18 protein-coding genes are annotated in these 21,360 nt (G+C 71.9%); 10 read left to right on the forward strand and 8 right to left on the reverse strand.

Features of this window, described 5'->3' with window-relative positions:
• Positions 1-179 precede the first annotated feature (179 nt).
• Complete coding sequence (locus RMN98_RS17395; protein ID WP_309650077.1) at positions 180-1,043, reverse strand: UbiA family prenyltransferase; 864 nt, start codon at positions 1,041-1,043, stop codon at positions 180-182.
• A gap of 249 nt (positions 1,044-1,292) precedes the next feature.
• Between RMN98_RS17395 and RMN98_RS17400 the strand changes: the two genes are divergently transcribed.
• Positions 1,293-1,778, forward strand: a complete 486-nt coding sequence (locus tag RMN98_RS17400; RefSeq protein ID WP_309650078.1) for a CarD family transcriptional regulator — start codon at positions 1,293-1,295, stop codon at positions 1,776-1,778.
• Positions 1,779-1,869: 91 nt separating this feature from the next.
• Positions 1,870-2,433, forward strand: coding sequence for a 2-C-methyl-D-erythritol 4-phosphate cytidylyltransferase (locus RMN98_RS17405; RefSeq protein ID WP_309650079.1), 564 nt, complete (start codon positions 1,870-1,872; stop codon positions 2,431-2,433).
• Here the strand turns inward: RMN98_RS17405 and RMN98_RS17410 are convergent.
• Both RMN98_RS17410 and RMN98_RS17415 read right to left on the reverse strand, forming a co-directional pair.
• Positions 2,417-3,112 carry an IspD/TarI family cytidylyltransferase gene (locus tag RMN98_RS17410; protein ID WP_309650080.1) on the reverse strand — a complete coding sequence of 232 codons (696 nt, stop codon included), beginning with the start codon at positions 3,110-3,112 and terminating at the stop codon, positions 2,417-2,419. The genes RMN98_RS17405 and RMN98_RS17410 overlap by 17 nt on opposite strands.
• 22 nt (positions 3,113-3,134) lie before the next feature.
• Positions 3,135-3,470, reverse strand: coding sequence for a YnfA family protein (locus RMN98_RS17415; RefSeq protein WP_309650081.1), 336 nt, complete (start codon positions 3,468-3,470; stop codon positions 3,135-3,137).
• A gap of 125 nt (positions 3,471-3,595) precedes the next feature.
• Here RMN98_RS17415 and nirD point away from each other — a divergent pair, with 125 nt between their 5' ends.
• Positions 3,596-3,958, forward strand: a complete 363-nt coding sequence (gene nirD, locus RMN98_RS17420) for a nitrite reductase small subunit NirD (RefSeq protein WP_309650082.1) — start codon at positions 3,596-3,598, stop codon at positions 3,956-3,958.
• Here the strand turns inward: nirD and RMN98_RS17425 are convergent.
• From RMN98_RS17425 to RMN98_RS17435, 3 genes are read right to left on the reverse strand one after another with little or no spacing between them, the layout of a single operon-like run.
• The gene (locus tag RMN98_RS17425) at positions 3,934-5,730 is read right to left on the reverse strand and encodes a hypothetical protein (protein ID WP_309650083.1); all 1,797 of its coding nucleotides are present in this window, start codon (positions 5,728-5,730) and stop codon (positions 3,934-3,936) included. The two genes, nirD and RMN98_RS17425, sit on opposite strands and share 25 nt — an antisense overlap.
• Positions 5,727-8,555, reverse strand: a complete 2,829-nt coding sequence (locus RMN98_RS17430) for a PQQ-binding-like beta-propeller repeat protein (RefSeq protein ID WP_309650084.1) — start codon at positions 8,553-8,555, stop codon at positions 5,727-5,729. The genes RMN98_RS17425 and RMN98_RS17430 overlap by 4 nt, the downstream gene beginning before the upstream one ends.
• A gap of 37 nt (positions 8,556-8,592) precedes the next feature.
• On the reverse strand, positions 8,593-11,427 hold the full coding sequence (locus RMN98_RS17435) for a M4 family metallopeptidase (RefSeq protein ID WP_309650085.1): 2,835 nt from the start codon (positions 11,425-11,427) through the stop codon (positions 8,593-8,595).
• Positions 11,428-11,632: 205 nt separating this feature from the next.
• Between RMN98_RS17435 and RMN98_RS17440 the strand changes: the two genes are divergently transcribed.
• Together RMN98_RS17440 and RMN98_RS17445 are read left to right on the forward strand one after the other, a co-directional pair.
• Positions 11,633-12,874: a PrsW family glutamic-type intramembrane protease gene (locus tag RMN98_RS17440; protein WP_309650086.1), complete on the forward strand. Its 1,242-nt coding sequence runs from the start codon at positions 11,633-11,635 to the stop codon at positions 12,872-12,874.
• Positions 12,871-13,905 carry a hypothetical protein gene (locus RMN98_RS17445; RefSeq protein WP_309650087.1) on the forward strand — a complete coding sequence of 345 codons (1,035 nt, stop codon included), beginning with the start codon at positions 12,871-12,873 and terminating at the stop codon, positions 13,903-13,905. Before RMN98_RS17440 ends, RMN98_RS17445 begins: the two co-directional genes overlap by 4 nt.
• Before the next feature lie 37 nt (positions 13,906-13,942).
• On the opposite strand, the gene ispF is transcribed toward RMN98_RS17445, so the two are convergent.
• Positions 13,943-14,437, reverse strand: coding sequence for a 2-C-methyl-D-erythritol 2,4-cyclodiphosphate synthase (ispF, locus tag RMN98_RS17450; RefSeq protein ID WP_309650088.1), 495 nt, complete (start codon positions 14,435-14,437; stop codon positions 13,943-13,945).
• Positions 14,438-14,469: 32 nt separating this feature from the next.
• Here ispF and RMN98_RS17455 point away from each other — a divergent pair, with 32 nt between their 5' ends.
• Together RMN98_RS17455 and RMN98_RS17460 are read left to right on the forward strand one after the other, a co-directional pair.
• The gene (locus RMN98_RS17455) at positions 14,470-16,023 is read left to right on the forward strand and encodes a molybdopterin-dependent oxidoreductase (protein WP_309650089.1); all 1,554 of its coding nucleotides are present in this window, start codon (positions 14,470-14,472) and stop codon (positions 16,021-16,023) included.
• Positions 16,020-16,766, forward strand: coding sequence for an SDR family oxidoreductase (locus RMN98_RS17460; RefSeq protein ID WP_309650090.1), 747 nt, complete (start codon positions 16,020-16,022; stop codon positions 16,764-16,766). Before RMN98_RS17455 ends, RMN98_RS17460 begins: the two co-directional genes overlap by 4 nt.
• A gap of 56 nt (positions 16,767-16,822) precedes the next feature.
• Here the strand turns inward: RMN98_RS17460 and RMN98_RS17465 are convergent, their stop codons facing one another.
• Positions 16,823-18,136, reverse strand: a complete 1,314-nt coding sequence (locus RMN98_RS17465; protein ID WP_309650091.1) for a C39 family peptidase — start codon at positions 18,134-18,136, stop codon at positions 16,823-16,825.
• A 47-nt stretch (positions 18,137-18,183) separates the two neighbouring features.
• On the opposite strand from RMN98_RS17465, the gene cysS reads away from it, so the two are divergent.
• The 3 genes from cysS (at position 18,184) to RMN98_RS17480 (ending at position 21,307) form a co-directional block, all read left to right on the forward strand.
• The gene (cysS, locus tag RMN98_RS17470) at positions 18,184-19,623 is read left to right on the forward strand and encodes a cysteine--tRNA ligase (RefSeq protein WP_397210016.1); all 1,440 of its coding nucleotides are present in this window, start codon (positions 18,184-18,186) and stop codon (positions 19,621-19,623) included.
• A gap of 3 nt (positions 19,624-19,626) precedes the next feature.
• A complete protein-coding gene (gene rlmB / locus RMN98_RS17475) occupies positions 19,627-20,571 on the forward strand; it encodes a 23S rRNA (guanosine(2251)-2'-O)-methyltransferase RlmB (protein ID WP_309650093.1) in 945 nt (314 codons plus the stop codon).
• A gap of 76 nt (positions 20,572-20,647) precedes the next feature.
• Positions 20,648-21,307 (forward strand): TetR family transcriptional regulator, encoded by a 660-nt coding sequence (locus RMN98_RS17480; RefSeq protein ID WP_309650094.1) that lies wholly within the window; start codon positions 20,648-20,650, stop codon positions 21,305-21,307.
• The last annotated feature ends 53 nt before the right edge of the window (positions 21,308-21,360 follow it).

The raw sequence follows: 21,360 nt of genomic DNA on the forward strand, positions 1-21,360 counted from the left end.
AAGGTCCAGGAAGCCGACCACAGTACGGCGAAGCGAGCCTTCGACGATCTGATCGCGGAGAAGGAAGGTACGGCACGTCGGTCGCGAGGTCGAAACCGCACGAGGACAGGGCCAGGACGAGGGCTCCCACCGTGAGCGCGAGCGAGCGTCGCAGATGCATGGCGGACAGAGTAGTAGCCCTACTGGGCGAGACCGACCGAGGTCGCCGCGAACGCCAGGCCCACCAGCGTGCCGAGCGTGTAGACGCCGGACACGACCAGCAGTCGCGAGGCGCCGAGCCGGCGGCCGAGCCGCAGCGGCAGGTACGTCCACCCGTCGGCCTGGTCCGGCACGAGGCCCCACAGCGCCCGCAGGAAGTGCACGCCGATGCCGAGGGCCGCGGCCAGGACCGTCACCGAGATCTCGGGCGGGGAGCCGTTGTCCTGGCCGCCCCATCCGCCGTACGAGAGGAATGCGGGGAACAGGCCGAACGACGCGGCCCACGGCACCCACGAGAAGAACCGCTTCCGGACCCAGATCCAGGAGCCGAGGACGGCGACGGCGAGCGAGATCAGGTACGCCGAGCCGGCGTAGACGCCGTTGCCGATCGAGAGCGGTACGACGACAAACACCCCGATCGCCAGGACGAACCAGACGGTGCCCGGGTCGAGCCGGCCGTCGGCGACCGGCTTGCCGGCGGCCTGGTGCCGGGCGTCGCGGCCACGGTCGATCAGGTCGTTGAACCAGCCCAGGCAGGACTGCCCGACCAGGACGGTGCCGAAGACGAGGAGCAGCTCGCGGGACGGTCGCCCGGCGAGCGCGGCGGCCACGGCCAGGGCCAGGGCGGTCACCAGTGCCTGGCGGGGATGGACCGCCCGCAGCAGCAGCACGGGGGTCAGGTTGCCCAGCGAGAACGGCTGGCCCGGCTCGTCGTCCGGCTCCTGCTCGGACTCGGAGGGGGACTCGGGGAGCGGCTCGGGTTCGGTCGCGTCGGGAGCCGGCGGGGGCTCCTCAACGGACTCCTCGCCGTCCTCGCTCCGACGTCGTCGGCGGATCGCGACCATGCCACGCAGTATCGACCACGACCGGCGTCCTCCGCGCCCGCGACGCCCCGACAGGGCCGTTCACCTGCGGATTCGTCGGAAACGACGTGGCATCGATGCCCCCTTGGGCATCCCCGGAACGTGGTCCGCACCACATTGTCCCGCGTTCTGTCAAGTGCCGAATACGGCTCTGACCTGCGGAAACGCGACTTCGAGCCACCTGAGAGCGTGCTAAGATTGGGTCACCGAAGCAAAGGGGAACAGCGCAATATGACTTTCACAGTCGGCGAAACGGTCGTCTACCCGAACCATGGGGCCGCCATCATCGAGGACATCGAGACGCGGCAGATCAAGGGGGAGGACCGGGAGTACCTCGTTCTCCGGATCGTCGCTCAGCAGGACCTCGTCGTGCGGGTTCCCTCGTGCAACCTGGACCTGGTCGGCGTTCGCGACGTGGTTGACAAGGCGGGCCTCGACCGGGTGTTCGACGTCCTCCGTGCCGCGCACGTCGAGGAGCCGACCAACTGGTCGCGCCGCTACAAGGCCAACCTCGAGAAGCTGCACAGCGGTGACGTCATGAAGGTGTCCGAGGTCGTCCGCGACCTGTGGCGCCGTGAGCGTGACCGCGGCCTGTCCGCCGGTGAGAAGCGGATGCTGGCCAAGGCTCGCCAGATCCTCGTCTCCGAGCTGGCGCTGGCCGAGCACACCAACGAGGACAAGGCCGAGGCCATCCTCGACGAGGTCCTCGCCTCCTGATCCACCCAGCACCTGTTCCACCCGCGTCGACCGAAGGCCCCCGGCACCGTGCCGGGGGCCTTCGTCGTGCCCGGCCTAGAGTGGCGCCACCATGACGATGTACGACGACGAACCCACGCCGGCCCTCGGCGCCGTGATCGAGCAGGGGCGAGGCTCGCTGCCGTTCGCACTGCTCCACGGCGAGGCCCTCGTGACCTGCGCGGCCTGGGCGCTGGGGGAGTCCGGCGTGACGCCGGTGGACCTCGGCACGGAGTGGGCCGGCCTGGTCGACGCGGGCGAGCCCTTCGTCCTGCACGACAGCCTGTGCCCGATGACGCCCGGCTGGTTCATCACCGCCTGCCTCGAACGGGCTGCGGCGACCTCGGCGGTCGTCGTGGGGGTCCGCCCGGTCACCGACACCGTCAAGGGCGTCGTCGACGGTGTGGTCGGCGAGACCGTCGACCGCGACGGGCTGCTCACGATCTGCTCCCCGGTGGTGCTGCCCGCAGGGGTGGTCGCGGCGCTCGAGGAGCTGCCGAGCCTGGACTTCACCGCGCTCGTGGCGGCCCTGGCGACCCGCTTCCCCGTCGAGTACGTCGAGGCGCCGCCGCAAGCGCGTCGCGTCGGGTCGCTGGACGACCTCGCCGTCCTGGCTGCCCTCACCCAGCCTGAGTGACGTCCTGCGTGAGCGCCTCGGCGACCGCGACGTCCTCGGGGAAGGTGATCTTGAGGTTGCGCGCGGAGCCGCGGACCGCCTGGATGCTGACCGAACCGAATCGCTCGAGGCAGCTCGCGGTGTCGGTGCCGCCGAAGCCCGCCGCCTCCGCCTGCTCGTAGGCGGCCAGCAGCGCCGGCGCTGCGAACGCCTGGGGAGTCTGCACCCCGCAGGGCTGCCCGCTCGGCAGCGGGGAGCCTGACCGACTGACCACGCCGGCCAGCGGGACCACGGGGATGGCCCCACCGTGCTCGCGGGCGGCCTCGAGGACGGCCGTGAGCAGGGCCTGGCCGGCCAGCGGCCGGGCCCCGTCGTGGATCGCGACCACGTCGACAGCGCCGGAGGCGATCTCGGGGGCGAGCGCCTGGAGCGCCGCCCACTCCGAGTCGTGGCGCGCGGCCCCGCCGACCACCAGTCCGACCTCGCCGTCGCCGAGGAACGGCTCGAGGGCCGTCGCCACGGCCTCCTGCTCGCCGTCGCGCACGACCAGCAGCACCCGCCGTACGTCGGGAGCGGCGAGGGCGTCGCGCACCGACCAGGCGAGCACCGGACGGTCGAGGAGGGGGAGCAGGACCTTGTTGACAGCAGCGCCGACACGGGTGCCCGACCCGGCGGCGAGGATCACGACGGCGGCAGGCACGGGGTCAGCCTAGGAGCCGTGGTCAGGACGGGCGCGGGGCATACATGATCACCGCGACCCCGACCAGGCAGACGAGCGCGCCGATGACGTCGAAGCGGTCGGGCCGGAAGCCGTCGACGACCATGCCCCAGGCGAGCGAGCCGGCCACGAACACCCCGCCGTAGGCGGCGAGGATGCGGCCGAACTCGGCGTCCGGCTGGAGCGTCGCGACGAAGCCGTAGAGGCCGAGCGCGATGACGCCGGCGCCGATCCAGACCCAGCCGCGGTGCTCCCGGACGCCCTGCCAGACCAGCCAGGCGCCACCGATCTCGGCGAACGCCGCGAGGGCGAAGAGCAGCAAGGACCGCGTCACCGTCATGCGCCCGATCCTCGCAGGTGAGGGCGCGTGCGGGTGTTGTCAGGTTTTCGTTTCACGGCTGTTACACGACGAAACAGGGCCCACACACGGGGCCCCTATGTTCCAGATCACGAAAGGAGGTCGCGATGGCGCCTCGCTCCCCTTACGCAGAGGAGTGGCAACCGGTCTGCCGGGTGGCCGAGCTCGAGGTCGAGCGTGGGGTGACCGCGCTGGTCCACGGCCAGGCCATCGCGATCTTCCGCACGACCGACGACCACGTCTACGCCCTGGGCAACCACGACCCCTTCGCGAAGGCCTCGATGATCGCCCGCGGGATCGTCGGCACCCGCGGCGACGTCCCGTTCGTCGCATCGCCCGCCCACAAGCACGCCTTCGACCTGCGCAGCGGCAAGTGCCTCGACGACGCCCACGTCTCGGTGCCGGCCTACGACGTCAAGGTGGTCGAGGGCGTCGTGCTCGTGGGTCACCGCAAGGTGGACGCGGCCTGAGGGCTGCCCTCGGGCTCGACCTCGTCCTCGTCCTCGACGAGGTCGTCGGCGCGCGGCACCAGCTGGCGCCCCAGCAGCCACGCCGCGATCGGGATGCCGAGGTAGTAGAACGCGGCGTTGAGCTGCGCGTCGGGCGTCTGTCCGTGGCTCGCGGCGTCCCAGTGCAGGATCGTGACGGAGAAGAGCAGGTAGCCCACGAAGAGCAGCACGCGTGAGCCCTGTGGCAGTCGGCGGCTGCTGGTCGCGGTGAAGCCGGCGTCGCTCGCCACGACGTAGGCGATGCCGAAGACGGTCACCACGATCGCGGGCAGCCCCAGGACCGAGCCGAGGAAGGCGATGTAGTCGCCGCGGCTCATCACCAGCCAGGCGAAGATCGTGATCGCCGCCAGCGACACCAGCCCGGGTCCCTCCCAGCGGCGCCACCAGACCAGCAGGGCGCCCAGCACCAGCAGGGTGATCGCCACGTCGAAGAGCTGGTCCTGGAAGCCGGCGGTCAGCCCCGCCTGCGCGACGAGCAGCGAGGGAAGCGCCCAGGCCGCGACCACGACCAGGCCGGAGCCGAGCTCCGCTCCCAACGTCGTACGACGGGCCCGTCGCAGCAGCCAGGTCCCCACCGCGAGGGCGACGACCGCGACGGCGACGGTGCCCCACTCGACGAGCCAGTCCCCGGTGAACCAGCCGACGAAGCCGGGCACACGGTCGGTCCGGACGACCGTGACCGCGAAGATGCCGGCGCACGAGGCGGTGACGACGACGAGGAAGGTCAGCGCGAAGCCGACGCTGGAGCCGTAGATGAGTCGCTCCCGTGCGGTCCCGAAGTCCGGGGTGACGGTGAAGCGTGTGACGAGCCAGACGACCAGCGCCAGCAGCACCAGCGACACCAGCGTGCGCACGACCGAGGGGCCGCGCCCGGACGCGTAGGTCAGCCAGTAGTCCCAGCGCGAGACGAGCACGAACCACAGCTTGACCAGCACCAGCGCCAGGACGACCCAGCGCAGCGCGCGCAGCGAGAGCTCGTCGAGCCCGCTGGTGATGCTGGTCGACACGTCGAGACCGAACTTCACGACCGCCACCGCGGCGGCGTAGACGAGCGGTACCAGGAAGGAGTCGATCTCGTTGATCGCGCCGCCGACCAGCGACTGGGTGGTGGAGTCGAAGCCCTGGTCGACGTAGGCCACGTGGACCGCGAGGTCGCCGAGGAAGAACGCGACGACCGCCAGCAGCGAGACGACCTGGAGGACGAGGGTGCCCCAGCGGCGCACGCGGTTCAGGGGGTGGAGGAGCGCGGAGACGACGACGCAGCCCAGGACGGTGTAGTAGCCGACCTTCACCACCGTGGGCCCGTGCTCGAGGACCCAGGAGTCGCTGGTGTTGATCGAGCTCGGCGCGACGAACAGCGCGCCGGTCAGCCCGAACATGGCGCCGACGAAGACCTTGACCAGCGGCCCGGCCGACAGGGCTCCCCACAGCAGCAGCGACCACGCGATCGTCATCGTCACGAGCGTGACCGGCATCAGGCCACGGGGCACGAAGGTCGGCGTCAGCTCGAAGTAGAGGCTCAGCAGCTCGCCGCGGCGCCACACGTCGCTGAAGAGCACCGAGACCAGCAGCAGGGCGGTCGCGACGAGCCCGACCTTGGCGAGCTGGCGCTGGAGCCCGGTCAGCCCGTCGAGTCGCAGGTGGCCGTCGCGCACGGGGTCGCGCAGCGTGGTCTCCCACAGCGGCCGCGCGACCTTGGTGGCGCGGCCGACGGCCTGGCGGGGGCGGCTCATGACCGCGGCTCCATCAGCAGCAGGGCGCCGAAGTCGGTGCCGTTGGGCACGACGACCCGCCCGTCGGGCGTGGCGGCGAGGACGGGCAGGTTGACGAACGGCGTGGTGGCCGGCTCGTAGGCGCCCAGGAACGCTCCGGTGCGGAGGTCGTGGATGCTCAGCCGGAAGTCGCGGCTGAAGAGGTCCTCGGTACGGCCGAGCTCGAGCAGGAAGACCCGGCCGTCGATGATCACGGGCCGTCCGCCGGGCGCCGTCTGCAGCTGGAGGCCCCACAGCTCGCTGCCGTCGGTGGCGTCGACCGCGAGGACCCGTCCGCCGGCGTCGACGTCGACCACGACCCCGTCGTCGATCGCCGGCCCGCCGCCGAAGAGCGGGGTGTCGCCCTCGACGGTCCATCGCTGCCGACCGGTCTCGGCGTCGTAGGCCACGAGGCCGCTGGTCCCGCCGAAGCGGAGGACGTCGGCGACCACCAGCCCGTCGTCGTACGCCGGGAGGCCGGGGAGCTGCGCGTCGACGTCGGTCCACCGCGCCTCACCCGTGGCGCCAGCCAGGCGACGGAGGCCGCCGGCGCCGTAGAGGACGTCACCGCCGGGCAGGGGGAGCGGGGTGGTGGGGGCGAAGGCGTTGGGGATCGTGATGTCCCAGCGGGGTGTGCCGTCGAGCTCGACTGCGGCCAGGCCCTCGTTGTAGCGGGGGAGGAACACCGCGTCCTCGCCGATCGCGGGGCTGACACCGGGCGAGGCGTCGGTCGCGGGCGCGGTCCAGAGCGGCCCGCCCGCGAGGTCGTCGGTCGCGTAGGCGACGTAGCGGTCGTCGAGCTGCCCCACGACGATGCCCTGGCCGGCGGCCGGTGCCGGCTCGTAGGCCGACGTGGTGTGCAGCCCGGTGGCCGTCCCCGAGGCGGGGACGGAGTAGAGCACCGAGTCGAGCCCGCCGACGAAGGCCAGGTCGCCGTCGAACGCGGGCGGCCCCGACGGGGTGGCGCCCACGGAGCGCACGTCGTCGGTGGTGAGGTAGACGCCGGGTGTGGCGGCGACGTCGTCGAACGGGTAGGCGTAGAGCGCTGCGGTGGTCTCCGCAGCGGTGACGGCAGCGCCGAGCACGAGCGTGTCACCGACCACCGTCGGGTCGATGTCGGCGTCCAGCGTGGCGTCCGGGGTGACCCGCGGCAGCGACCAGCGCTCGGCCACGTCCCCGGTCGCGAGCGACCGGACCACGACCTGCCCGGCGGAGGAGACCGTGACGACCTCGTCGCCCACGACCACCGGGGCGCCGTAGAGCCGCGAGCCCGTGTCGCTCCACCGGGTCGAGCCGTCCTCGAGGTCGAAGGCCTCGATGCGCTCGGTGTCCTCCACCGCCACCACGAGCCCGTCCGCGACCGCGAGCGCCTCGCCGGGGAAGCCGCGCGGGGTCGTCTCCCACGCGAGCGCCCCGTCGTCGACGGCGTAGGCGTAGAGGACCCCGCCCAGGTCGGCCAGCAGCACCCGTTGCTCGTCGTCGGCGTCGCCGATCGCGGGCCCGACCGCCAGGCCCTCCTCCAGGGAGGCGTCCCACAGGTCCTCGCCGGACTCGGCATAGGCCGTCACCGCGCCCGACTCGTCGGCGACCACCCACCGGTCGGCCGTGGCAGCGGGAGGACGTCGGGTGGGCGCGGACCGCAGGTCGCTCCAGGCGACCGCGCCGTCGGCCAGCGAGAGCGCGCTCACCCGGCCGTCGTCGGTTGCCACCAGCACGCTCTCGCCGAGGGCGGTGGGTGCGGCGGAGACCACGTCGTCGAAGCGGTGGACCCAGCGGGCGTCGCCGGTCGCGGTCGAGAGGGCGAGCAGGTTCTTGTCGGCGTCGGCGACGAGCACCACGTCACCCACGACCACGAGTGGTGCGACGATCGGTCCGGGCACGGTCAGGCGCCAGCGCACCGCGCCGGTGGCGACCTCCGTCGCCGCGAGGTCGCCGACCTGGTCGCCCATCACCATCACCTCGCCGTCGGAGGCCGGCCCGAAGAGGAAGCGCTGGTCACGCGTGTCGCTCCACGCCAGCTGCGAGGACAGCGCACCGTCGGGCACGGCGTTGGTCCGCGCCGGGGTCAGGGCCGCCGTCGCGCCGAGGGGTACGACGGGCGGCTGGGCGACGCGGTCGGCCTCCGCGGAGCGCCAGTCGCGGTCGACCCCGTGGAACTCCACGAGCTCCTCGGTCACCACCCGGTCCTGGGCCTCGATCGTGGAGATCACCCGCACCGGGCCGTAGCCCGGGCAGGTCCACTCCTCGGTGGTCTCGTGGTCGCCGCTGCTGCCGTCGGAGAAGACCAGGTCGAGCTCGTTGACGGAGTAGGCGCAGTCCGTGAACGTGCGACCGCCGACCTCGATGTCCTCGATCCGCTCGAGCGTGACGTCGTAGGTGATCGCGGTGTCGCCGAGCATGCCGTCGTAGGAGAACGATGCGCCCTCCTCGAGGGGCAGCCGGTAGGCCGGCGCCGGCGGGTCGAGCGGGGTGTCGACGAGGTCCTGCCGCAGCGACAGCTGCTCGATCGCCCCGTCCCGCACGCCGAGGTAGATCAGGTTGGAGGACGGACCGGTGCCGGGGTAGTCGGTGTAGACGCTGGTGAGCTGTACCGCGTCGACCAGCCCGTCCTCGTCGATCAGGCCGGCGTCGCCGCGCACGCTGCGGGTGCGGGTGCCCGACGGCTGCCCGTCGGCGGAGACCGCGTAGACCCACGTCGTCCCCGGCTCGAGCGGGTGCAACCGGGTCAGCTCGGGGAAGGGCTCCTCGGGCTGGGAGACGACGAGGGCACCTGCCATCGCCAGGGGTGCGACGACCAGCGCGGGCACCCACGAAGCGACTCGGCGCAGTCGCGCGCCCATGGACTCAGAGGCCGGACGGGATGGTGGCGGTCAGGATGTCGTTGCCCCCGTAGACAGCGTCCTGCCAGACGAGTCGGTCCCCGGAGAGCGCCGGGAAGCCCTGCTGGCCGCTCTGTGGCATCAGGTTGTAGATCGTGCCGGTCTCGAAGGAGTACAGGTAGAGGTCGGTGTCCGGCAGCGAGATCCCCTCCGCGACCTTGCCCGGCAGCGCGTCCACTCCTTCCGCCCACACGGCGTAGTCGTCGTTCATCGCCGAACCGAAAGGCACGGCCTTCGAGGAGACCGCCGTGGCCCCGGACGAGGTGATGAGCGTGGCCGCGTAGGTGACGTCCGTGACCAGGACCCGGCCGCCGTTGGTCGCGAGCGAGGTGACCTGGCCGGCCACGGTGCCGATCAGGGCAGGGTCCGACCCGGGCGTCCACGAGTAGACCTCTCCGTCGATGTTGCCGAAGACGATCTGGCCGGCATCGGTGGCCATGGCGGTCACGGGTGACCGTCCGGGCAGGGCGGTGCTCAGCAGGGTCCCCGTCGGGTCGACGAAGCCCACGTCGGTCTCACTCGCGAAGGCGGCGCCCAGGGGTGAGCCGGCGAGCCCTGCCCCGAGGACCGCGTCGGTCGTCGGGGCGAGGTCGGTGCTGGTGCCGTCGGGCGCGTAGAAGGTGAGGGTCTTGTCCCTGGTCACCAGCACGCCGTCGCCCGCGAAGGCGATGTCGTAGGCGTCGGACGGCGCACCGAGCGGCGAGGGCTCGTCCCCGACGTTCGCGGCGACGGGTGTGCCGGCCAGGAAGAACGGGTCGGCCCCTCCGGGCTCGATCCAGGCGATGCGGTCGCCAGCGACGATGGGGGAGAACTCGCCGCTGGAGGTCGTGGCCACCGCCTGCCCCGGGACCGGTCCGAGGTCGACGCAGCCCTCGCAGAGCAGGTTGAGGTCGAAGACCTCCCGCACCACCCGCAGGACCTCGGGGTCGGCGCCGGAGTCCGCGGTGACCTGCTCGATCGCCGCCCGGGCGTCGAGGAAGCCGGACGTGGGACTGAGCTGGGTGGTCAGGGTGTAGTAGACGATGCGGTCGAAGGCTCCCGCGAGGCGGGACTCGTTGCCGGGCACGCCGTCGATCTGGCTGAGGCGCTTGCGGATCGACCACAGCGCGTTGTTCCAGACGGCGGAGTTGAGGTGCACACCCCCGTTGTCCTGCTGGTCCAGGCCGTTGACGTAGGCCCCGATGTCGGGCTGGAGCAAGCGCAGGTAGTCGGCGAAGGTGGCGCCGTTGAGCATGAACCTGGCCGACACCGAGCCGTCGGGGTTCTGGTGGCAGATCTCGGTGTCCGGGGTGATGCCGGCGCAGCGGTGCTCGGAGTAGGCGTCACTGTCGTCGCCGGTGAAGCGGTTGCCGATCACGTTGCCGAGGTAGTCGGAGAAGCTCTCGTTCATCGCCCCGGACTGCCCCGAGTAGATCAGGTTGGAGGAGCTGGAGGTGACGCCGTGCGTGATCTCGTGCCCGGCGGTGTCGATGGAGAACCCGGCGCTCGCCTGCGCCTGGCCGTCGATGGTGCAGGTGTTGCCGTAGGTCATCTGGCCGATGGCCGAGGAGAAGAAGGCGTTGCAGTAGTCCTCGGGGCCGAAGTTGACCGAGCTCCGCAGCGTCGACCCGGCGTTGTCCCAGGAGCGCCGGCCGATCTCGCCGTAGAAGTCGTAGACGTAGCGCGCATAGGCGTGAGCGGCGATGGCGTCCTCGTCGGCGACCTCGTTGCCGTCGGCGAGGACCGGCTCGCCAGGAAGGTCGCCCTCCCCGATCCCGGTCGCGTCGTAGGTCTCGATGCCCCCCTGGCCGGTGGCCGGGTCGTAGGTCGGCACGGTGGTGTCGACCAGCTGGACGCCGTTGGGGGTCTGGAGGCCGATGGCCGTGAGGGGACCGGTCAGGGTGTTGGTCCCGCGAATCTCGACGGCGTCGCCCTCCGCGGGCGCGGCGCTCATGCGCACCGGCGTCATCGTCACCCCGGACCGGCTCGTGGCACGGTAGGCCATCTCGGAGTGCCCCGAGGCCGGGCGGACCGACACGACGGCGCCGGTCGCCGCGTCGACCAGGTAGATCGCGTCGGCCAGTGCGCTGCCGTCGGCGCCTGACGCGATGCCGATCGCGGTCGCCTTCCACGCGAGGGTGCCGCCTCCGTCCGGCAGGACCACCAGCACCGTGTCCCCGCTGATGCTGCCGCCGGACTCGCGGCGCACGACGCGCTCGGCGCGTGCCCGGGTGACCCGCGGTTCGGTGGAGACGCCCAGACCAGGGAACACGCGCCCTCGCACCGCGTTGAGGCGGGTCCCGCTGGTGTCGGTGGTGAACGACAGCACCAGCTGGGCGTCGAGCACGTCCACGCCGTCGATCGCCTGCTGGGCTCGCACCGACGACAGGTCCGTCCCCGGCAGCGTCTCCTCGTCACCGAGGCTCAGCTGGCGAGAGCCGATCCCGAAGAGCGCCTGGCCGTGGGAGTCGAAGAACCCCGAGACCACCGCGGTGAGGTCGGCACCGTCCGCGGGGGCGTAGCGGCCACCCGCCAGGTCGGTGAGGTAACCGGTGACCTCGTCCTGGCGACCGGTCCACCCCGAGCCGGTCTCGATGCGCAGCTCGTCCATGGCGGACTGGAGGTCGGCCAGTCGTCCCTGGGCGTCGTCGGGGTTGCCCTGGGTCCAGGTGTCTGACGCGGTCAGGCTCGAGGGTGCCGGATCGCCCCCATCGACCGTCGCGTCCTGGCAGGCCGAGAGACCGATCGCTGCGAGGACGAGCACCACGGGCAGGAGGTAGCGCGACGCTGGGCCGTGGTAGCCACGATCGGTGGTCGACATGGGCGTCCTTCCGGGGCACGGGTGCGTGCAATGTAAGGGCCGCGGGAGCGGCCGGGCTCACAATCTGTGGGACTCGGCGAGCGGGCTAGACCACGTCGTCGATTGGGCGCCGGTTTCCCCACGGCGGGAGCGAACCGCTGCACTATGCCTGCGAGACGTATGCCCCGAGCACCCCGCTGCCGTCTCCCACAGGAGGTAGGTCGTCATGTCGTGTCCCACCTGTCAGTCCGAGAACCCGGAGGTGGCGGCCTTCTGCCACCGCTGCGGCACCTCGCAGCACGCCTCGTCCGGGAGCACCCGGACCTATGCGGTGCAGTCGTCCGAGGGCGTCAACCAGTTCGCGGTGATCTCGACGATCATGCCGCACAGCAATCGGGAGACGGCCGACAACTACCGGTGGGCGATGATCATCAGCGCCGTGCTCGTCATCGGCGCCACAGCGCTGGGCCTGCTGCCGATCGCGATCGCCGCCGCTGCGTTCCTGGTGCCGATCACCTACCTGGTCTACATCTACGACGTGAACCTCTGGGAGGACGCCCCGGCTCCGGTGGTCGCCGGTCTGTTCCTCGTGACCGGTGCCCTGGCGGCCCTGGTCTCGCTGATCTTCTTCGACTGGGTCTTCGCCGACGAGTTCCGTCAGCTCGGGTCCTCGGGTCGCGCAGGGATGGAGTCGTTCCCCCTCGTGCCGCTGCTCATCTTCGCGGTCCTGCTCCCGGTGGTGGCGGAGCTGGTGAAGAACCTGCCGGGAGTCCTCCTGGCGCGGATGCCGCAGTTCGACGACATGATCGACGGGCTCACCTTCGGTGTCGCCGCCGGGACGGCGTACGCCGCCTTCGAGACCATCGTGCTGTTCCGCTCGGTCTTCACGAGCGGCGACTTCCGCACCGAGCAGGGCCTGGCGACGTGGGTCGTCGTGATCATCAACCTGATGGTGGTGAAGTCCCTCATCTACGGCACGGCCAGCGGCATCGCCGTCGCGGCCTTCTCCGGAAAGGGGGAGGGCTACGACGGCTTCACGCCGTTCTACGTCAAGAACCTCGCGTTCGCGATGGTGATGAACGTCCTCTACTGGGTGGGGGTCCGTCTCGCGGCCAACCTGCCCTACGGGCAGCTGATCGGACTCCTCTGGGGCTTCGTGGTCCTGGTGGTCCTCGTCATCCGGATCCGCGTGATGATGCAGGCTGCGCTGCTCGAGGCGGCCGTCGAGGCCGCTGCGAAGTCCGACCCCTCGAAGCGGGAGACGCTCGTCGAGTCCTTCTGCCCCGAGTGCGAGAACATGCTGCTCGCCGGGTCCCACTTCTGCATCGTCTGTGGCACGTCGGTCCGCTCGACCTCACGGCAGGCCCGCTCGGTCATGACCACGCAGTCCCCGCCCGCGGACGGCAGTCCGCCCTACGGCGCACCGGCTCCTGATGCCGGCTCCGGTCCGACGGGAGGCGCGGCATGAGCGACCCGACCCAGCCCCCGGTCAACCCGGGACAGCCGGCGCCTGCGACGCAGATGGTGCCCCAGCAGCAGCCCGGCCAGCAGCCGTCACCGCCGCAGGCGTACCCCCAGCAGGGCCTGCCCCAGCAGGGTTATCCGCCCCAGCAGGGGTATCCGACCCAACCCGGCTACACCCCCCCGCAGCAGGGCTACCCACCCCAGCCGGGCTATCCGCCGCAGTTCCCGGGGCTGCCTCCGGGTGCTGCGATCCCGAGGCCGCCGGCAGGGTCGAACTTCAGCTCCGGCAAGGGCAAGACCATCGGCCTCATCGTCGCGGGAGTGGTGGCCGTGGGTGCGATCGGCGGCATCGGGGCGCTGGTCTTCGGTGGCGGTGACGACGAGAAGGCGCCGTCGTCGAGCCCCAGCCAGAACTCCGGGATCCTCGACCCCCAACCGGTCGGGTCCGCCCCGCCCGTCCCCAGTGAGCCGGTCGAGCCGACCGCTCCGGCGGAGCCGACCGAGCCCGCTGCCCCGACCCCCACCCCCGACCCCGAGCCGCCGGTCGACCCGACGGCCCCGCCCGCAGGCGACGGGTCGTTCGTCACGCTGTCAGGCAACGGGCTGCAGGTCTACGTGCCTCCCGGCTGGCAGGCCGAGGCGGGCGAGGCGGCCGTCATCATGAACGGCACCGACGGCGCGTTCTCCTTCGTCCTGACAGGCACGGGCGACCCCGCGCTGGAGGCGAGCTCCCTCATCACCCAGAACCTCGAGTCCATGCTGCCGAGTGCCTCCTACACCTACGAGCTCTCGGGCGAGGCGCCCCTGGGTCCGTTCGGGTCGATCGTGTCGCTGGCCTCGGTGGAGTACGACGGCACCTATGTCGACGCGCAGAGCCCGTTCCCGGTCACCGGCACGATCTTCGGCGCGACCCGCTCGGACGGCGCCGTCATGCTGATCCTGGTCGAGCAGGCGAGCATCGAGGCCTACAACGCCTCGTCCGACGACTTCAACCTGCTGCTCAACGAGACGCTCAACGCGTTCGGGGGGTCATGAGTCCGATGGGGGCAGCGCGTCGGCGCCACCAGGTGGCCTAGGCCGTCTGCTCCGGGGCCAGGACGAGGGCGGTCGCGATGGCGGCGACCCCCTCGCCCCGGCCGGTGAGGCCGAGGCCGTCGGTCGTGGTGGCCGAGACGGAGACGGGAGCGCCGACGGCGGCGGTCAGGGCCGCCTCGGCCTCCGCGCGGCGCGGGCCGACCTTGGGTCGGTTGCCGATGACCTGCACGGCCACGTTGACGATCTCGAAGCCGGCCGCGCGCAGCCGGCGGGCGGTCTCGCCCAGCAGGGTCGCGCCCGAGGCTCCGGACCACTGCGGCTCGGCGGTGCCGAAGTGCGAGCCGAGGTCGCCGAGGCCGGCGGCGGAGAAGAGCGCGTCGCATGCCGCGTGCGCGGCGACGTCGGCGTCGGAGTGCCCCTCGAGGCCGGCCGGCTCGTCGGGCCAGTGCAGCCCGGCGAGGTGGAGGGGGGTGCCGGCGACGAGACGGTGGACGTCGGTGCCGACACCAATCCGTAAGGACTGTTGGTTCACGTGCTGATCATGCCTGAGCCACACTGGAGGGCGTGAAGACGACGCGTTCCGCCTGGGCCCTGGCCGGGCTCCTCGCCGGCCTGGCCGGTCTGGCGACCAGCTACTTCCTGGCGGCAGCCCTCTCGATCCGCGAGTCACCGGTGGTGGCGATCGCCGAGGGGATCGTCCGGCTCGCGCCCGGCGCGGCCGTCGAGCAGGGCATCCAGACCCTGGGCACCAACGACAAGCCGGTCCTGGTCGCGGTCATCCTGGTCGTCGTCTCGGCCCTCTTCGCCTACGTCGGGGTCCTCGCACGCCGCTCGTGGTGGGTGCCGGCCCTGGTCTACCTGGTGCTCGCCGTCGTCGCCGGGATCGCGGTGCTGGCGCCGGCCGCCTCCACGACGACCGACGTCTTCCCGGTCGCGCTCGGCTACGTCACCTGGATGGTCGTGCTGTCGATGCTGACCGAGCCGCTGCGCTCGGCCGACCGCTACGCCGAGGCCTCCGACGAGCCGGCGCCCAGCACCCTCGAGGGCAGCGGACAGACCCGGCGCGGCTTCGTGCTACGTGCCGGCATCGTCGCCGGCGCGGTCGGCGTGCTGAGCCTCGGCGGTCGCTTCCTGGGGGCCGGTCGGCGTCGCGTCGAGGAGACCCGTCGGCTGCTGCGCCTCAACGGCATCACCGAGCCGGACGTGCCCCGCGCCGCCCTCGTCGACGTCGACGGGATCTCCCCGTGGATGACCCCCGCCGACGACTTCTACCTGATCGACACCGCCTTCGTGAAGCCGGCCATCGACCCCCAGGACTGGTCGATCCGCATCCACGGCATGGTGGAGCGCGAGATCGTGCTGACCTACGACGAGCTGATGGCCCGCCAGATCGACGAGTCCTGGATCACCATCTGCTGCGTGTCCAACCCGGTGGGCGGACCCCTGATCGGCAACGCCTGGTGGAGCGGCGTCCGGCTCGCCAGCATCCTCGCCGAGGCCGGCGTCGACCCCGAGGCCGACGCGGTGCTCCAGACCTCCGAGGACGGCTGGACCTGCGGCACCCCGATCGAGGCGCTCACCGACGACCGCGACGCGATGCTGGCCGTGGCGATGAACGGGAAGCCGCTGCCGATCGAGCACGGCTTCCCGGTCCGCACGATCGTGCCGGGTCTCTACGGCTACGTCTCGGCGACCAAGTGGGTCGTCGACATGGAGGTCACGAAGTTCTCCGAGTTCGACGCCTACTGGACCACCAAGGGCTGGGGAGAGCTGGGCCCGATCAAGATGTCCTCGCGCGTCGAGGTGCCGGGATCGGGCGACCGGGTCGACGCCGGTGAGGTGACCTTCGGCGGGACCGCCTGGGCTCAGCACACCGGCATCGCCGGCATCGAGGTCGCCGTCGACGGCGGCGAGTGGCTCCCGGGCGAGATCTCCAGCCCCGGCACCGACGACACCTGGGTGCAGTGGCGCGCGGTCGTCGACGTCGAGCCCGGTGACCACACCGTCCGCGTGCGGGCCACCGACAAGACCGGTCTCGTGCAGACCGGGGCGCTCGCCGACGTGCTTCCCGACGGCGCCACCGGTTGGCACACCACCGACTTCACCGCGTCGGCGTGAGCGAGGTCGTGACCGACTTCGCCGGGCGCTCCGGCGGCGCGCTCGTCGTCGGGGGCAGCGGCGGCCTCGGTGCGGCGATCGCCGCGATGCTGGCCGAGCGGGGGTCGGCGGTGGCCGTCACCTACCGCACGAGGCGCCCGGGCGGCGACCACCCGTCGTACGCCCTGGACCTGGGGGACGACACCGCCGGTGCGGCCGTCGTCGAGCAGGCCGTGGCGGACCTCGGGGGCCTGCACACGCTGGTCTACGCGGCGGGGCCGCACGTCCCGATGCGGCACCTCTCCGCCGTCGAGCCGGGAGCCATGACCGCCCAGCTCGCGGCGGACGCGGCCGGCTTCTTCTCCGTCGCGCAGCCGGCGCTGGCCCACCTGCGCGCGACCTCCGGCTCGATCGTCGCGGTGACGACGGCCGCGACGTCCCGTTTCCCGGTGCGCGACGGGCTGTCCTCCGCGCCCAAGGCCGCGGTGGAGGCCATCGCCCGCGGCCTGGCTGCCGAGGAAGGACGCTTCGGGGTGCGCGTCAACTGCGTCGGTCCCGGCATGCTCACCGACGGCATGGCCGAGCGGCTGATCAGCTCCGGTGAGCTCGACGACGCCGCACTCGCCGTCACCCGGCGCAACATCCCGTTGCGGCGCTTCGGCGACGCGACCGACATCGCCGAGGCCGTCTGCTTCCTGGCCTCCGACCGCGCGGGCTTCATCAGCGGCCAGAAGCTCGACGTCGACGGCGGCTACGGCGTCTGATCCGCCCACCGAAGGGGAGCAGTCCCCCACGGCCGCATCGACACGGTGACCGCCGACTACCAGTTGGTGTACTTCTCCGGGGTGGGCAGCGGGTGCGCGCCGTCGGTGATCACGAAGACGGTGCCGCCCGAGCGCGGGAGCCACACGTTCTCGAACTGCCCGCGGTCATAGGTACGCCGCACCCCGGCGCGGCTGGCGGCCGCCGGGTCGTTGACCACGACGTCGCCCGCCTCGGTGAAGCCGACGATGACCAACAGGTGTCCGTTGGACGCCGAGATCGGCGCCCCGGTGAGCTGGCCCCGGTCGAAGGCGATCGAGGCGATGACGGGGATCCCGGCCTTGACCAGCTGCTCGGCCTCGCGCAGCGAGCGGAGTCGCGTGACGAAGGCGCTGCCGGCCAGCGGCGCGGCGTAGGCGGTGTTGAAGGGCCAGTTGCCGGTGCCCTCGTAGGCCGCGTCGTGGGTCATGCGGGCGGCGTGGTCGACCCACGGGTTGACGTGCCCCTGCGGGACGTAGGAGTAGTCCGTGGGGTCCGGCAGTGCGTCGTAGTAGCCCAGCACCATCGACGTCGACGTCGGCGAGCACCAGGCCTCGCCGCCGTTGCCCCACTGGGGGTAGTGGCCCTGGTGGATCATCTGCGAGTAGCGCGGCACGTCCAGCACGATGCCGCGGGCGACGCCCGGCTCTGAGGTCGCGACGCTGCCGTCCGGGACCCGGGAGGCCATCGCGCCGACGGCGTCGAGCGTGGGGGAGGCTGCGCGGGCGCCGGGTCGCCGCATCAGCGAGACCCGCAGCTGCCACGACGTCAGGCCCGCGGCGACGGTGCTGCGCCACGTGTCGACGCTGACCGCGCCGAGGTCGTCGGTCTGGCCCGACACGGTCTGGCGGGGGGTGAACCCGTCACCCGACGTCCAGCGCCCCAGCACGTCGTACGACGACAACGTGCCGGTGGCGTCCTTGCCGCGCACCTCGACCTCGATCCAGCTGTCGCCGGGCGTCGTGGCCTCCCAGGAGGCGATGAGCTCGGTGAGCCCGAAGCGGGGGGCGACCCAGGGCGAGGTCCACCGTCCCAGCTCGTAGGCCGTGCCGGCATAGGTGCGCCGGGCGCCCGGCGCCTTGACGACCCCGAGGCCGCCCTTGATGAAGAGGGTGCCGGCCATCGTCCCGGTGCGGAAGTCGGTGCCCGACTCCCACTGGGTGTGGGCGATCCGTCGTGGCTCCGGGTCGCGCTGTGCCCGCTCGGCGGGCTCGGCGGGCTCGGCGGGCTCGGCCGTGGCGGGGCCGATCGGGGTCACGAGCGACGCGGCGAGGCCGGTGGCCAGGAGCGGGGCGAGCAGGAGGCGGGGCAGGGCGGCGGGGGGAGGGCGCACCACTCCACGATAAGTCACTTCCGTCCCATGCGTCACAGCCTTGCTCGATGCGGTCGCCAGGGCCGGTCACTCCTAGACTGGAGGGTGTGACGTTCAGGCTCTATGACACGGCGACCCGCGGGGTCCGTGACTTCGCACCCCTCGAGGAGGGGAAGGCGGGTCTCTACCTGTGTGGGCTCACCGTGCAGTCCGAGCCGCACGTCGGTCACGTCCGCTCCGGCGTCAACTTCGACGTCCTGCAGCGCTGGCTGCGTCACCTCGGCTTCGAGGTGACCTTCATCCGCAACGTCACCGACATCGACGACAAGATCCTGACCAAGGCCGCCGAGCAGGGCCGGCCCTGGTACAACCTCGCCTACGAGATGCACCGCGAGCTCGACCGCGCCTATGCAGCGCTCAACGTCGCGCCCCCGACCTACGAGCCGGGCGCCACGGGCCACGTGCCCGAGATGGTCGAGCTGATCACCGAGCTGATCACCCGGGGGCACGCCTACCCGGCCGAGGACGGCTCGGGCGACGTCTACTTCGACGTGCGCTCGTGGTCCGCCTACGGCGAGCTGACACGCCAGGGCATCGACGACATGGAGGCCGCTTCCGACGCTGACCCCCGTGGCAAGCGGGACGCTCGCGACTTCGCGCTCTGGAAGGGCTGGAAGAAGGAGTCGGAGCCGGAGACGGCTGCCTGGCCCTCGCCGTGGGGTCCGGGGCGTCCCGGGTGGCACATCGAGTGCTCCGCGATGGCCGGCAAGTACCTCGGCCCGGCGTTCGACATCCACGGCGGCGGCGTCGACCTGCGCTTCCCGCACCACGAGAACGAGCAGGCCCAGTCCCGGGCAGCCGGGCGAGCCTTCGCGTCGTACTGGATGCACAACGCGTGGATCACCACCGCCGGCGAGAAGATGAGCAAGTCGCTGGGCAACTCGCTGACCATCCCCGCCGTGCTGGGGCGTTACCGCGGGATCGAGCTGCGCTTCTACCTCCTCATGGCCCACTACCGCTCGCACGTCGAGTTCAGCTTCGAGGCGCTCGACGAGGCGGCGGCCGGTCTGCGCCGCATCGAGCACTTCCTCGACCGGTCTCCCGACGCGGTGGCCGGCGCGCTGCCGACGACCTTCGTCGACGCGATGAACGACGACCTGGGCACCCCGGCAGCCGTCGCCGTGCTCTACGACGCGGTGCGTGAGGGCAACCGGCTCCTGGCCTCGGGCGACGACGCCTCGGCCCAGGCGGCGCAGGTGCTGGCCATGCTCGAGGTGCTCGGCCTGCACCCGGACGACCCGGCCTGGGGTGGTCGCGGGGGAGACGACGCCAGGCTCACCGCGGCGGTCGACGCCCTCGTCGCCGGGCTGCTCGAGCAGCGGGCTCAGGCCCGCGCCGACAAGGACTTCGCGCGCGCGGACGCCATCCGCGACCAGATCAAGGCGGCCGGGATCCTGGTCACTGACACCTCCGACGGACCCCAGTGGTCGCTGGAAGCAGGAAGCTGAGCAATGCCGGGAAACTCGAGCCGCAAGGGCGCCATCCGCAAGACGACCAAGAAGCCGACCGCAGGCTCGGGTGGTCGGGTCAAGCGCGGCCTGGAGGGCAAGGGTCCGACGCCCAAGGCCAACGAGCGGCCCTACCACGCCGCCTACAAGGCCGAGAAGAAGTCGCAGCGCTCCGCCTCGCAGCAGAGCCAGCGACGCCGCAAGAGCACCGACGCCGAGTGGATCGCGGGGCGCAACTCCGTCCTCGAGGCGCTGCGCGAGGACGTGCCGGTGACGGCCGTCTACGTCGCCGAGGGAGCCGAGCGCGACGGTCGGCTGCGCGAGGTCTTCAAGATCGTGGCCGACAAGGGCCTCAACATCCTCGAGGTCTCCAAGGGTGAGCTCGACCGGATGACGTCGACCGCGGTCCACCAGGGGCTCGCGGCGCGGATCCCGACCTACGAGTACGCGCACCCCGACGACCTGCTCGACCTGGCGCGGGACAACCACGAGCCGCCGCTCATCGTGGCGCTCGACTCGGTGACCGACCCGCGCAACCTCGGGGCCGTGATCCGCAGTGCGGCCGGGTTCGGCGCCCACGGTGTGGTCATCCCCGAGCGTCGAGCCGCCGGCATGACCGCCGCGGCCTGGAAGAGCAGTGCCGGTGCGGCAGCCCGGATCCCGGTGGCGCAGACGGTCAACCTGGTGCGCCAGCTCAAGGCCTACCAGGACGCCGGCTGCATGGTCATCGGGCTCGCGGCCGAGGGCGAGGTCTCCCTGCCCGAGCTGGACCTGGCCGACGGCCCGCTCGTGGTCGTCATCGGCTCGGAGGGCGACGGGCTGTCCCGCCTCGTGACCGAGACCTGCGACCAGCTGGTGTCGATCCCGATGGCCAACAACCTGGAGTCGCTCAACGCGGGGGTCGCGGCGTCCGTGGCGCTCTACTCCATCGCTCGGGCGCGCGCCTGACACCTCACCCGGAGGGGTGATTCCCTCCGGTCAACCCGGAGCCAAATGGCAACCATGCGGTGACTAAAGTAGTTGAATGCTCACCACCAGGCAGCGCCTGATCCAGGCCGCGGCGCAGGGGTTCGCCGACCATGGCATCCAGGCCGCATCGCTGGTGGAGATCACGCGCCAGGCGGGCCAGCGCAACCGGGGTGCGGTGCACTACCACTTCCGGTCCCGCGAGGGTCTGCTCGCGGCGATCCTCGACGAGCACGCCGCGTTCATGGCGGTCCGTCAGGGTGAGCTGCTCGCCCGAGCGATGGAGGGGTCCGACGACGACGTGGCCTCGGTGATCGAGGTCATCGTCCGGACCTGCGTCGAGGTGGCCGAGAGCAGCGTGAGCGGGCGCAACTACCTCAAGATCGTGGCCGAGCTGTCCGAGCAGGACCCGGCGACCTACACCCCGGAGGTCGAGGCCGCGCTCGTCCGCTCCGGCGGCTACCAGGTCTACGCCGTCCTCATGGAGCGTGCACTCAAGGCGGTCGACGGGCTGGACGAGGAGGTGCGGGACCACCGGATCCTCCAGCTGACCTCCTTCGTCCTGGGCTCCATCGCACGGCGCGTCCGAGGTCTCGACAGCGCCGGCTCGCCCGGCTCGCGGCCCCAGCTCGACACGGCACGGTTCGTCGAGGACCTGATCGCCATGGCGACGGCCATGTTGCTGGTCCCGGTCCCGGGCGTGCCGGCTTCCGTGTGACACCGCGGCGCCCCGACGGCCTCGGGGCGTGACACGCCAGCACCTAGACTGGC

It is taken from the genome of Nocardioides sp. (assembly GCF_031397825.1).
Taxonomy (GTDB): Bacteria; Actinomycetota; Actinomycetes; order Propionibacteriales; family Nocardioidaceae; genus Nocardioides.